At 49.8% G+C, this 13,645-nt stretch carries 10 protein-coding genes; 6 read left to right on the forward strand and 4 right to left on the reverse strand.

Annotated features, from left to right (window positions below):
• Positions 1 to 20 precede the first annotated feature (20 nt).
• A complete protein-coding gene (locus tag AAC022_RS21545; protein WP_339734319.1) occupies positions 21 to 1,307 on the forward strand; it encodes a Gfo/Idh/MocA family oxidoreductase in 1,287 nt (428 codons plus the stop codon).
• Between the two features lie 50 nt (positions 1,308 to 1,357).
• Entirely contained in the window at positions 1,358 to 2,398 is a 1,041-nt protein-coding gene (locus AAC022_RS21550; RefSeq protein ID WP_339734321.1) for a Gfo/Idh/MocA family oxidoreductase, read from the forward strand.
• A gap of 25 nt (positions 2,399 to 2,423) precedes the next feature.
• Here AAC022_RS21550 and AAC022_RS21555 read toward each other — a convergent pair whose 3' ends face one another.
• The 4 genes from AAC022_RS21555 to AAC022_RS21570 all read right to left on the reverse strand — a co-directional run bounded on the left by AAC022_RS21555 (position 2,424) and on the right by AAC022_RS21570 (position 6,904).
• Positions 2,424 to 3,890: a sulfatase gene (locus AAC022_RS21555; RefSeq protein ID WP_339734323.1), complete on the reverse strand. Its 1,467-nt coding sequence runs from the start codon at positions 3,888 to 3,890 to the stop codon at positions 2,424 to 2,426.
• A 204-nt stretch (positions 3,891 to 4,094) separates the two neighbouring features.
• Positions 4,095 to 5,390: a hypothetical protein gene (locus AAC022_RS21560; RefSeq protein ID WP_339734325.1), complete on the reverse strand. Its 1,296-nt coding sequence runs from the start codon at positions 5,388 to 5,390 to the stop codon at positions 4,095 to 4,097.
• Complete coding sequence (locus tag AAC022_RS21565; RefSeq protein ID WP_339734327.1) at positions 5,377 to 5,949, reverse strand: sigma-70 family RNA polymerase sigma factor; 573 nt, start codon at positions 5,947 to 5,949, stop codon at positions 5,377 to 5,379. The genes AAC022_RS21560 and AAC022_RS21565 overlap by 14 nt, the downstream gene beginning before the upstream one ends.
• 352 nt (positions 5,950 to 6,301) lie before the next feature.
• The gene (locus tag AAC022_RS21570; RefSeq protein WP_339734329.1) at positions 6,302 to 6,904 is read right to left on the reverse strand and encodes a DUF3365 domain-containing protein; all 603 of its coding nucleotides are present in this window, start codon (positions 6,902 to 6,904) and stop codon (positions 6,302 to 6,304) included.
• A 366-nt stretch (positions 6,905 to 7,270) separates the two neighbouring features.
• Here AAC022_RS21570 and AAC022_RS21575 point away from each other — a divergent pair, with 366 nt between their 5' ends.
• The 4 genes from AAC022_RS21575 to AAC022_RS21590 all read left to right on the forward strand — a co-directional run bounded on the left by AAC022_RS21575 (position 7,271) and on the right by AAC022_RS21590 (position 13,531).
• A complete protein-coding gene (locus AAC022_RS21575) occupies positions 7,271 to 8,683 on the forward strand; it encodes a DUF1501 domain-containing protein (RefSeq protein WP_339734331.1) in 1,413 nt (470 codons plus the stop codon).
• Positions 8,684 to 8,949: 266 nt separating this feature from the next.
• The gene (locus tag AAC022_RS21580; protein WP_339734333.1) at positions 8,950 to 9,678 is read left to right on the forward strand and encodes a DUF1080 domain-containing protein; all 729 of its coding nucleotides are present in this window, start codon (positions 8,950 to 8,952) and stop codon (positions 9,676 to 9,678) included.
• Between the two features lie 224 nt (positions 9,679 to 9,902).
• A complete protein-coding gene (locus AAC022_RS21585; protein WP_339734335.1) occupies positions 9,903 to 12,197 on the forward strand; it encodes a DUF1592 domain-containing protein in 2,295 nt (764 codons plus the stop codon).
• A 14-nt stretch (positions 12,198 to 12,211) separates the two neighbouring features.
• On the forward strand, positions 12,212 to 13,531 hold the full coding sequence (locus tag AAC022_RS21590; protein WP_339734337.1) for a DUF1552 domain-containing protein: 1,320 nt from the start codon (positions 12,212 to 12,214) through the stop codon (positions 13,529 to 13,531).
• Positions 13,532 to 13,645: the final 114 nt, after the last annotated feature.

Below are 13,645 nucleotides of genomic sequence, written 5' to 3' on the forward strand. Positions count from 1 at the left end.
GCCCTTAAAGGAGAACCGGTATGAGCAACGTCAACCGTCGCACGTTTATGGGAGCATCTCTTGTTTGGGTGGGAGCATCTGCGTTGAGTCAGGCGGCGGTTTCCGCAAATGACAAAGTCAACGTCGCACTCGTCGGCTGTGGTGGTCGAGGGCGTGGCTTGGGCAGTTGGTTCTCAAAGCTGCCTGACAGTCAACTTGTCGCGGTTTGCGATCCCGATCAAAGCCGTAGTGGCCAAATGGCAGACCAGATTGAAAAATCAGGAGCAAAACGACCTAAGCTGGTTGAAGATTTTCGCTCTCTCCTCGACGGGAATGATATCGACGCGATTGTCATCGCCACACCCGACCATTGGCACACGCCAGCCGCGATCATGGCCTGCCAGGCTGGCAAAGACGTCTATGTAGAAAAGCCCTGCTCACACAATATCCATGAAGGACGTCAGTTGGTGAATGCCGCGCGCAAATACAAACGGGTGGTCCAGCATGGCACCAATCTGCGTTCAACCCCCGTCTATGAAAAAGCGTGGAAGCAAATCCAAGATGGCGTGATCGGCAAAGTACAAATGGTCAAAGCCATCAACAATCAACGCCGTGCCCTTTATCCACCACGCCCGAACGAACCGGTTCCCAAAGGAGTCAACTACGATCTTTGGCTGGGCCCTGCACAAAAACGGCCCTTCAACCGCAACTGCTTTCACACTTCCTGGCATTGGAACTGGGATTTTGGTACCGGCGACATTGGCAATGATGGTGTGCATCAAATTGATATCGGCCGTTGGGGCATGAATCTGAAAGCGCCGAACGCCGTCTCCTGCAGCGGCGCGAAATTGGGTTCCAAAGGAGATGCCCAGGAAACGCCAGACACGATGGTCGTCACTTGGGAGTATGATGATCTGCTCTATGTTTACGAGCAGCGCGATTTCACCCCTTATCGTATGCAGGCACATCGCCACGATAACGACAATATTTTTTACGGTGATAAAGGATTCATGATGGTCGATCGCTCTGGCTATCGTATCTTTTTCAAACATGAACGTGGCCCCGCTTTCGAACAGAAGTGGCAGGACACGCCAACGCATTATCAAAACTTTATTGATTGCGTGAAAAACAGAAAGTCTCAAGACCTGCTGGCCGAAATTGAAGAAGGCCACTACTCAGCTTTGCTCAGCCACCTCGGAAATATTTCGTATCGCACCGGACGACGGCTGGTATTTGATCCCAAAACCGAAACGTTCCCGGAAGATAAAGACGCCAACCAATACCTGACGCGCGACTATCGCGATGGCTTCGAACTACCTCAGGTTTAATTTCACAAAGATCTTCAACACAGAGACCCCGATAGAGAGAAAGCAGATTCATGGCAGACAAAGCAAAAGTAGCACTCATTATCAGTGAAACGTCTGCGCATCTCGGCGCGTATTTCCCGGCACTCGCTTCCTGCGAAGATATCAGCGAAGTCATTCTCAGTGACGAAGGCCAGAAACATGTCGCGCAAGCCCGCCAGAAACTAGGCGACAAACTCACGCGTGTGTATAACAGCCCCGAGGAACTCTTCAAGAAAGAAAAACCAGATCTGGCGTTGATCACCCTCGAAGCCGGCAAGGCACCCGCGGCCATTAATATTGCGTTCGACCATGGCTGTCCTGTCTTTGCTGAAAAACCCGCCTGCACGAATATCGACGATTTTGAAACCCTGGTGCAGAAAGCGGACTCGAAACACCTGAATCTAATGCTGGCTCTCGCGAATCGCAACAATCCGGAAGTCAAAGCGGCACGTCGTATGATTCGCAAAGGAACGTTCGGAAAAGTTTATGGCATCGAACTTAACTTCATCGCCGATCAGACCCGTTTAACCAGTCAAAGCTATCACGACCGCTGGTTCGCACAAAAAAAACGCGCGGGAGGCGGACATTTAATCTGGCTCGGAATTCACTGGCTCGATCTGGGAATGTACATCACCGATTCCAAGATCACCGATGTCAGCGGCTTCATCACCAATATCGGCGGACAGCCGATTGATGTGGAAGACTCCGCGGCCCTCAGTTTGAAGTTTGACAAAGGTTTTCTGGGAACAATGACCTCCGGTTATTACATCAATCGAGGAAAACAGTCATTGATCAAAATCTGGGGATCGAAAGGCTGGCTGGAGATGGATTACTCGACCGGCAAACATCTTCAATGGTCGCTGAATGCCGACAAACCGGGAACCATCCACAAGTTTGAAGAATCCCTGACACCGCGCGGCTATACTCCCTGTGTCCACGCTGCGGTCAGGTCGGTTCTGGAAAAAGCCCCCCCCACGCTCGACAGCCACGACAGCCTGCAGGTGTTACGTACGATCTACGCCGCCTATAAAGCAGCCGAAACAGGACAGACCCAGAGTATTCGCGTCGATTGAACGCGAACATCCTCCAGGTCGTTTACTACTTTGTATAGGAATGCCCCAGGTCATTGGTACGAATGGCCTTCAATTTTGCCGCCATCTGTTTCTGAAACGCAGCGACGGTCGACGCGTATTCTGATTTGCCAACCAGATTCGTAAACTGCTGCGGGTCTTTTTCCATATCAAAGAGCTCGGCACCACCGGAGCCATCTTCTTTATATTGAATATAAGCCCAGCGATCATCGCGAAGCAGAAACCCACGATTTCCCTTACCCCGTGGGTCAACACTGAAGGCGGCATCACGCACACGCAAACTCGGATCGTCAAGTAGCGGCGCGAGATTTTTGCCTTGAATATTAGCGGGAACATTCAAACCGCACAGACTACTGAGCGTGGGATATAAATCGAGCAGTTCGGCAAGTGAATGACAGACCGCAGGTTGCTTGCCGGGCACACTGATAATCAACGGCACCGCCGCCGACTCTTCATGCAGACTTACTTTCGCCCAGAAATCATGTTCCCCCAGATGGTAGCCATGATCGCTGGTGAAGATCACAATCGTCTTGTCTTCAATCCCGGCACGTTTGACCGCATCCAGCACCTTGCCGACCTGTGCATCCATGTAAGCGACAGAAGCCAGATAGCCGCCAACCGCTTTTTTCTGCCGCCGTAGATCCATTTTCATATTCACGCTCGTTTTGTAGTTGATGCCCAGCTTCGGAATGTCATCCCAGTCACCGGCAACCTTTTCTGGCAGGACATGTTTATCGTAAGGCTTGAAGGGAGGGTAATAAGATCGTGGCGCGACAAACGGTACGTGCGGCCTGACAAAACCAACTCCCAGAAAGAACGGCTCGTCTTTGTGTTTCGCGATCAGCTCAACTGCTTTCTTCGCCGTCTTGCCGTCCGAGTGCACCAGATCATCGCCGTCTGCTTCCACAACCACAAAGGTATTCCCACCCACGGCAGGTTTTTTGCCATTGGGATTGTTTTCCAGCGTCTCCCCATCCCCGGGTGCTTTCCATTCCGGTCCCTGGCTGTTAAACCGTTCTGTCCATGATGCGGGGTCGTCGGTGCCGTTATTCCCTTTTTCAATATCACCGGGCACACCCATGTGATAAATCTTGCTGACGCGTGCCGTGTAGTAACCGTTGTTTTTGAAATGCTGTGACCAGGTCGCCCTGTCACCAATATATGATCGCGGACTGACATAACCAAATGCTTTTGACGCATGCGGATAATATCCCGACATGAACGAGGCCCGAGAAGGACCGCAATATGTGGCCTGACAGTAAGCGTGCGTAAAACGCGTCCCCTTAGCGGCGATGGAATCGATGTGCGGCGTTTGACAGACCTTATTCCCATAGCAAGAAAGCGCCGTAGATGTCAGATCGTCCGAGATAATGAACAGCACATTATATTGAGGCGCGGCTGCCTGAGCAGTATTCGATAAAGAAAGTAACACCAGAAACAGGCAGACGAATCGCGGCAGGCATAATTTAATCATCTGTTTTCCCAATCGATGGAAGCAGGTAAACGGCTAGAATTCGGTACAGGCACGTCAATTCCATTCTATGGTTCCGCTTTCCAACAGACAACTCACCTGTGATTGGTCGGATTGATAGAATGTGTCTTATTCATTGGAGACGATCAACGTACGCCTGTCAATCCGATTGCTTCAAGAGAAAGACGAATGCAACAGAACTGTAATTCACTCAGTCAAGTCGCTAGCCGGGATCACATCGACAAATGAGACGCCGACGCGAAGTTCGTCAAAGTCAGTAGAATAGCGGCTGACAATTTTGACTCGTTCAATTCGCAAATCGGGCGCCATCAACCGCAGGTCGACCTTATCCAGATCCGGAATCCGGTTTAAAGGCGGGTTAAGCCACAGGTCCACTTCTTCGGCACCAGGTCGGAATAGAATCCGAACCACAATCAGCACTGCCTGTCCTGACAGAACATCGCTGGATGCCGTATTGATTTCCGTGCCGTTGACCTGCCCTGCAGCGGCCCAGTTACCACGAACGGCAGAAGCCAGTTTTCCGATCCGCAGACTCGACTCATTATTTCCAAAGTCGATATAGGCATAACGCCCATCCCCGGCATTATCACAAGACTGTGCCATGAAGCTCAGCCATAATATTTCGCCATCAGCGCCAAAACCTTTTTCATCCGACAACGCATAAGGAACCTGCAGGAGATCGATGTGCCGTACCGCTACAGATTCAGGCATCGCTCCCGAGCGGTACTGTCCTCCTTGAGTTAACAGCATATTCCCATGCTGGTCTGAGAATCCCAGCGGTCCAAACAACCGCATATCATTTTTACCCTGATTCTGTTTTTTGGGGTCTTGAATGATCGAGGAAAAGGCCACTCCCTGATCGATCCAGGGACCAGACCAGCCGATTCCGCCACTCAAACCATTTACACCATCTGTTTCTTTCTCACTCAGAAACTCCGGTGAATAATCGAAACCTTCATACAGGAATGGTTGGGCCGCCTTCCGCGCCATCAGGAAGGTTTTCCTGGCATAGTCGGACTCAAAGGTAATCGCTTCGAATGCCTTGTCTTCATCATAGGGTATTTGAAAATCCTTGATGAACATGACTGCCAGATTGATTGTAGAAATAATGCCGATCCCGACCATCAGAAACCAACGCCACGTAAGTAAGGTACTGCGTTGTTTCTGTTTCTTCTTAGGCCGTATGGGGACCGTTCCAGGCTGTGATTGAGGTTGAACCTCGATTTCAGATTCCGAAGGAAGCACCAACGGTTCTTTTTGTCGCGATTCCAGTTCGCGGGCCTGTGCTTCACCGATCGAGTGAACTTGAAAACGCTGCCTGAGGTAAGAGTGCAAAAACACGCGTCGAAATGCCTGATCGGCATTCTCACCGTCAGTCTTAATCCATTGTTCCAGCTGTTGCGCTTCTTCTGGAGAAAGCTCTTCGCCATCCAGATAAGCATCGATATTCTCGAGCGCCGTGCTTACTTTAATTTCCGACATTCGCTTCACCAGCGGCCCGTTTTTGAACACAATCCATCAAGGTGGTACGGATTCGAGAAAGCGTCACTCGAACCGATCCAGTTGATGTGCCCAATTCGGTGGCAATTTGCTTTGGCTTCATATCATCAGTATAACGCAGACCCAACAAACGTCGAGAACGCTCAGTGAGTTGCCCCAGACAATATTCCAGTAAGTCGCGTTCTTCAGTCATCAATTGCTGCACCCGGGAACAGGCATCGGCCAGTGCATCCATGGCCTCTCCCAGAAACAGCACGCGATCACGCCGCTTGCCTCGATAGAAATCGGCAATCTTGATTTTTGCAATCCATAATGCCCACGGAAGAAAAGGACGCGAATTATCATATTCGTCATATCGCAAGGCAACTTCAGCGGCCACTTCCTGCAGCAGATCTTCCGCATCACTAAACTGAGGAGTTGATGCCACAACGAAAGCCATCAGTGAAGGTTGAACCTTCACCCAGTTCCGTGCCAGTTCTGCACGACTTTGTGCAGACTCAGTTTGTAGTGTTCTTGTTTGTGTCGCATCCATCGGGCACATGCGTCTTTTCTTATAAGCAGTTAATTTTAATATCTAAGCTTTCAGAATAATCAAATCAATGAGGGTTAACTCTGAACTGAAAACTGTAAACCGATATCCAAGTACTAGCAATATTTTATATTGTAGTAGAATGTATTAAGAATTGATGAAGATCGTGAAGAAGTTTCAATCATTGAAATAAAAACTTGAATTCCAAGAGATTAAAACTTAAACCCCGAACTATTTGCTTTTTTTTGAAAATAGTTGTTAACGTTTTGGGGTCTTCTGCGATATACAATTAAGGCTAAGATTCCGTGCTCTTATAAACCCAAGCACACCTTGAACTGCAAACATGTTCACACGCAGTCATCCATCAATCCTGCTTGACGGGAATCGAAATAACCAGACCTGCAAACCGGTCACGTTTATTATCGTTGGCTCCGAATCCAAGATGACAACCCAGACAGCCGTTGTTCATTAAAGAGATCGCTACCGCTCGCCGGTAAACTCCTTTTTCCACGCGTTCGTATTCGTGCTTGCCTCCAGCAATTTCTTTAGCCGCCTGCTTCTCGAACTCTCCTTCAGGCTCATGATCGATGCTCATCGCTTTCGCATTCACGGCGATCCACTTCGCCTTGATATTTTCCTGACGTTCTATATCAGCAAACATGTCTTCCATCACACGTGCAGGGACATTCGCCCTGTCATGAAAAAAGTAATGATGGTGCATCGCTTCCAGAGTCGTCGCATAAATACTATGTGTCAGCTTCGCTCGCTGGCGCGCTTCCTTAACAGTCACAAGTCGTTTCGTTGCAGATTGCTTTTTCTGTGCCTTCGCTTCAGATTTCGGTTTCACATCCGGATTTACTTTAGTCTTTTCCGCAACGGGTGGTTCTGCAAACGAAGCAACCGCAACACAAAAAATACTCACAAAACAGATCGTAAAACAAAAGTTGATTGTTACTGGAAAACGCATTCGACTACTCCTGTACGACTTGTGCTGATACTGAAGATGATGTTGGCTTCGTTCCAAAATAAACGAGAAACGCAGATGACTCACCATCCACGCTTCACCGCTTGGCTTGGGCCAGAAATTGATTCTGGCTCACAATGATGTTCAGTTTAACCGTTTCCCTCACGCAAAACAAGACGAATTCATCCTGTTTATAAGCCCAGCCCCCCTCTGGTTTCACAACGATCGGAGTTCTTACCCAAAATACAATTCCCTTGAGTTATTCCCTGACTTTTTGACATAAATATACATTGATATGTATTGCTGCACTGGCTAAACTTGCATTCGAAACGAATGCCGTTTGAAATCGCTGAATCGGAAAGGAAAACGATGCTGTCATTCTTGAGCGCGCAGGATCAGCAAAGTCGCACCAGTTCACGAAGGGAATTTCTCCGAATCGGTGCGCTCGGACTGACCGGACTCACTCTGGCCGACCTATTACGTGCCGAAGAACAGTCAGGAATCCGGTCCTCAACCAAAGCCATCATTAACGTGCATCTCGATGGTGGGCCGCCTCATATGGATATGATCGATTTGAAGCCGGAAGCCCCGGTAGAAATTCGTGGCGAGTTCCAGCCCATCTCGACAAGTGTCACCGGAGTACAAATTTGCGAGTTAATGCCGCGTCTTGCCGCAAACGCAGAACAATTTGCGTTTGTACGTTCGCTCGTTGGTTCCGCCGGTGCGCACGATGCATTTCAGACACAATCGGGATTTACGAAAAAAGACATGCTCTCGGTCGGCGGACGCCCTGCTCTGGGTTCAGTTATCTCCCGACTCAAAGGAACACCTCAGGATCTTGCTCCCTCGTTTGTTGACATCATGCAAGGACGCGGCTTAGTTCGAAACAGCGCTCGTCCTGGATTCCTGGGACCCGCGCATCAACCCTTTCGTCCTGATATCTCGGACCTGTTCCAGCGCCAGCTTGAAAAAGGTATGCAGGGCGAACTCAAGCGATTAGGAGCCGACCATCAGGTCAGCCTCAAACTCAACCCATCACTGAGTATGGAACGGCTCGAAAACCGCACGACCTTACTCACCGAACTCGATACGATTCGTCGCAAAGTGGATGCCAGCGGCATGATGGACGCGATGGACCGTTTTTCCCAGCAAGCCGTCAGCATTCTGACCTCCGGCCGCCTGGCAGATGCAATGGATTTAACTCTGGAAGATCCTGCAACCCTGGCGCGTTTTACGCCGGCACCACAAAATACGTCATCACGCTTTTACACGAGCGAAGGCCCGGGTGCGGTGAAAAAATTCCTGCTGGCTCGCCGCCTGGTAGAAGCAGGAGTACGTTGTGTGAGCATCTCGATCAGTGATTTTGACACCCACTCCAGCAACTTCAATCGCCTGCGACAATTACTGCCGATTGTCGATCATGGCCTCACCGCGTTGGTCGCCGACCTCAAAGAACGGGGCATGCTGGATGATGTCACCATTGTTGCCTGGGGAGAATTCGGCCGCACACCACGGATCAATTCCAAAAATGGAGGCCGCGACCATTGGCCTCGTGTCGGCCCCGCGATTCTCGCTGGTGGCGGAATGCAAACCGGCCAGGTCATCGGCAGAACCGACCGCACCGCCAGCGCCGTGATACAGCGGCCCGTGCATTATAAAGACATCTTTGCCACTCTGTATCATAACCTCGGCATTGATCCGCATGCCATCACGCTGACCGATCCACGGGGACGGCCTCAATATCTGCTCGATACAGGCACGCGTCTGAAGGAACTGGTTTGAGTACGCGACAGCTACGTTCATCTTAATGAGCCCCTTGTTTCACACTTTCGTGACAGGTATGATCGTATCTTAATGACAAGGCCCGAGAAGACCCCAATGAAGAACCTAATCTAGTGGAGCGTCATTTTTAATTTTGGGTTGATAGATATCACAAGAGTGCGACAACGGAGCACGTAAACAACACCCCCAACCCTCAATTCCTAGCTTGACAAAGCACTAGTCGCATCGGCATGACACATACCACTTCCTGACAGGAGAGATTCACCATGAAGAAATTGATCGCTACCCTTTGTAGTTTTGTTTTGATTCTGCTCTGTAACCTTCTGGAAGCGCAAGCCGACGATCTGCCGCACTATAAGCCACTGTTTAATGGCAAAGACCTGACCGGCTGGGTGAATGTCAATACGGCTAAAGACACCTGGTATGTCAAAGATGGCATGCTGATTTGCACGGGACACCCCATCGGTGTTATGCGAACCGATAAGCAGTATGAGAATTTTCTGCTCCACGTCGAATGGCGTCATATGGAAGCGGGCGGCAATTCAGGCGTCTTTGCCTGGAGCGAGGGCACCGTTCCGGATGGCAGACGATTACCAAAGGGAATGGAAATTCAGATGCTGGAGCTCGACTGGGTCAATCAGCACAAGAAAAAAGATGGCACTCTGCCCCCCATTGCTTATGTGCATGGCGAACTCTTCGGTGCCAACGGCTTAACGACCATTCCCGATAACCCGCGTGGCACTCGCAGCAAGTCCATCGAAAATCGCTGCAAGGGAAAAGGAGAATGGAATGTCTACGAAGTCGTCTGTGTCGATGGCGTTGTAAAACTTTCCGTAAACGGAAAATTTGTGAATGGTGTCCGAAACGCATCCATCAAAAAAGGATATCTCTGCCTTGAATCGGAAGGGGCTGAAATTCAGTTCCGGAGCATCCAGATCATGGAATTACCTCCCGGAATCACTTCCAAAGCACAAACGGCGCCCCTGCTGAAGTAAAAACAGGCCCTTTCCTTAACTAACCTCATAAAATGCAACGAGTTGTGTCATTTTCAGCAACTTGACTCTGCCCTCAAGACAGAATAAAATAATACCGATATGTTGATCAGCTATAGGAGCTACAATCCTATAACCGAATCAGCATATTCGTGTTTGCCTCTACGCAGGCAAGCACAAACAAGAGTTCCCACCTAATTTTCCTACCTGAGACTGTGAAACTAAGTATGATTGCCAGCCCGCAACATCATCATTTCCGATTTCGTATGACCGCACTTTGTCTGCTGTGGGGAATCTGTTGTTTCGGTTTTTCGATGACCACGCAAGCGGCAGAAACAAAGTCGCTCACCGGCGAACAGATTTACCGCAAAATGTGTGTCGAGTGTCACGCCGCCAGCGGCCAAGGCGTAACCGATAAAGCCAACCCGTTTCACGGCATGAAGTCACTGGTCGAACTCACCACGCTCATCGATGAAACCATGCCGGAAGAAGACCCTGAACTCTGTCAGGGTGAAGATGCCAAACGGGCCGCCCAATATGTGTACGATCGTTTTTTTACGAAAGCGACTGCAGGCAAAAGCGCACGCGTCCAACTCTCCCATTTAACCGTGCGACAGTACCTGTTCACAACAGCCGACCTGATGGCACACTTCCTGGGAAATGCGAAAGCCACCAACACAGAACGCGGCCTCAATGCAGAATATTACGACAGTCGCAGCATGCGACGAGACAAGCGAGTCATTAAACGAATTGACCCTGTAGTCAACTTTCAGTTCGGTGACAAAAAGCCTGTCGATAAAATCACCAATGCGGAAGAGTTTTCGATGAAGTGGGAAGGCTCGGTCCTCGCGGAAGAAACCGGCGATTACGAATTCATTCTCAAAACCGAAAATGGCGCCCGGTTATGGGTGAATCAGAAAGACCCAATTATTGACGAATGGGTCAGCTCGCAGGGACGGGCCAAGGAGCACAAAGCCACGATTCGTCTGCTCGGAGGCAAGCCCTACACACTCCGATTGCATGTGTTCAAATACAAAGAAAAGTCCTCATCGGTTGTTCTGGAATGGAAGCCTCCGCATAAAGCACAGGAAGTCATTCCCCAACGCAATCTCACACCACAACAGATGCCAGGAACGTTTATCACGTCTACCGTATTTCCTCCCGATGACAGCGTCTCGGGTTACGAACGCGGCACTGCTGTTTCTAAATCCTGGGATGAAGCAACGACGTCTGCCGCCATCGAAATCATGACCAACGTCATTAAACACCTTGATCGATTGGCGGGCACGAAACCAGATGCCAAAAATCGTAAAGAAAAAATCCAGCAATTCTGTCATCGTTTTGCCGAACTGGCCTTTCGACGTCCTCTCACAAACGAGCAAAAGACATTCTTTGTTGACCAGCATTTTAAACAGGAACCAGCCGTCGAATTAGCGGTCAAACGTGTCATCCTGCTCATTTTAAAATCACCCCGCTTTCTCTATACCGATCGAGAATATCCAGCACTGGACGATTTTGCTATCGCGTCCCGACTCTCCTACGGCCTATGGGATTCCATGCCCGACCGTCAACTGTATGACCAAGCCAAAGCAGGGAAATTGAAAACGCCCGCCCAGATCGCGAAACAGGCAGAACGCATGTTGAAAGATCCACGAGCGCAATCCAAACTACGTTATTTCTTTCATCACTGGCTGCAACTTGATGAAAAAGAAGAACTGGCAAAAGATAAAGCGCTCTTCCCTGAATTTGATGCACTGGTGGTCTCAGATTTACGGACCTCACTTGACTTATTCATTGATGAAGTGGTCTGGAACAAATCATCCGACTACCGGCAGTTGCTGCTCGCGGATTATGTCTACCTCAATCCCCGACTCGCAAAAGTATACGACGTCAAACTTCCCGACGGGCAGGAATTCCAGAAAGTCTCACTCGATAAAGACAAGCGTGCGGGTGTGATCACACATCCCTACATGATGGCGAACTTCGCTTACCACAACTTGAGTTCCCCCATTCATCGCGGTGTGTTTGTCACGCGGCGTTTACTGGGGCGAACATTGAAGCCACCGCCACAGGCAACCGAATTTAAAGACGGCAATTTCAAACCAGGCATGACCACTCGCGAAAAAGTCGCGTTGATCACCAAGCCATCCGCCTGTATGTCGTGCCACAGTATCATCAACCCTCTCGGTTTTAGCTTGGAGCACTTTGACGCGATTGGCCGATATAGAGAACAGGAAGTCAAGAGATCCATCAACGCCTCGGCTGAGTTGACTTCCGTTTCGGGCGAAACCGTCAATTTCAACGGAGCCCGAGATCTGGCCACCCATATAGCCACCGACCATCACGCCCACGCAGCATTTGTCGACCAACTTTTCCATCAGGCAGTGAAACAGCCAATTAATGCTTATGGAGAAAATATCCGGGAAGAACTAACCACACAATTTGAAAAATCTGGTTATAATATTCAACAGCTACTGATCGAAATTATGAAGGTTGCTGCATTGCATCAGCCTCATTCCTGAGAAAGTAATACCTCATGAGATATCAATCCCGCCGCGCATTTTTAAAAGAACTGGGACTTTCTACGGCTGTCCTGCCGCTGGTCATGCATTTGCCAAGCCTCGGCTTTGCCGCAGATAGAGCCATTCGTAAACAGCGACTGATCGTTATGTTCAGCCCGAACGGCATCGTCCCCAAAACCTATTGGCCGGACGCAGTTGGCGACAAGTTCGAACTAAAAGAAATCATGCAGCCGCTGAAGGCCTATCAGGATCAGATGCTCGTGATCAAAGGAGTCGCAGACCGTGTTCGCGGAGACGGCGACAGTCACATGCGCGGCATGAGCTGCCTGCTGACTGGGATTGAATTACTGCCCGGCAACATTCAAGGCGGATCGCATACTCCCGCCGGTTGGGCCAGCGGGAATTCCGTCGACCAGGAAATCAAACGCTTTCTGCAGAGTCAGCCAGAAACACGAACCCGCTTCGGCTCACTGGAATTCGGCGTCAATGTGCCTCATCGGGCTGACCCCTGGACCCGTATGGTCTATGCCGGTTCCAATAAACCGATCGCACCGATTGACGATCCCTACCAGATGTTTGAAAAGATTTACGGTCAGATGAAAGACCGAAAAAGTCTCGCTAGTATTCTGGATGATGTGCGGGAAGACCTGAAAAAAGTCAGAACCAAACTCAGCCGCGAAGACAAGCAGCTTCTAGAAGAACATGAAACGTATGTCCGACAGATGGAACAGGAACTCAAAGCAGGACAGGAACAAAAGCTGTCCTTCAAAGTTCCCGTACAGGAAGTGGGTGTGAAAAATGATAACGATCACATGCCCGTCACCAGTAAAATGCAGATTGATCTGATGGTCAACAGTCTGGCCAACGATATGGCACGCGTCGCGACCCTGCAGTACACCAATTCAGTTGGTCAAGCACGAATGAAGTGGCTCGGCATCGAAGACGGCCATCACGGACTCTCGCATAAACCGGACAGTGATCAGGATGCCCAGGACAAACTGACCAAAATCAACAAATGGTTCTGCGAGCAGTTGGCCTATCTGGTTCAGAAACTGGATAAAACTGCCGAACCTAATGGCGAGGGAACCATGCTCGATAACACGCTCGTTGTCTGGACCAACGAACTAGGTAAAGGCAACTCGCATACGCTGAACGATGTCCCTCTGGTTCTCGTTGGTAAGGGACTCGACTTCAAAATGGGACGCTCGCTCCAGTTCAAAACCGTTCCCCACAACCGTTTCTTGATGTCGCTGGCTCACGGCATGGGGCACCACGTGAAAACATTCGGTAATCCCAATTTCTGTGGCGATGGAATTATTTCCGAACTGACTTAGTTTCCTTCCCGCTCAGAAAATGGTTGCTGTCATTCCACTGCGTGTTCCTTTTTCAGAAAAGGGGCACGCATTTTTTTATTGCCGTCGCTGACTGGTATCTTTGACGATCTCGCC

It is taken from the genome of uncultured Gimesia sp., from assembly GCF_963976445.1.
In the GTDB taxonomy this organism is placed as follows: Bacteria; Planctomycetota; Planctomycetia; order Planctomycetales; family Planctomycetaceae; genus Gimesia.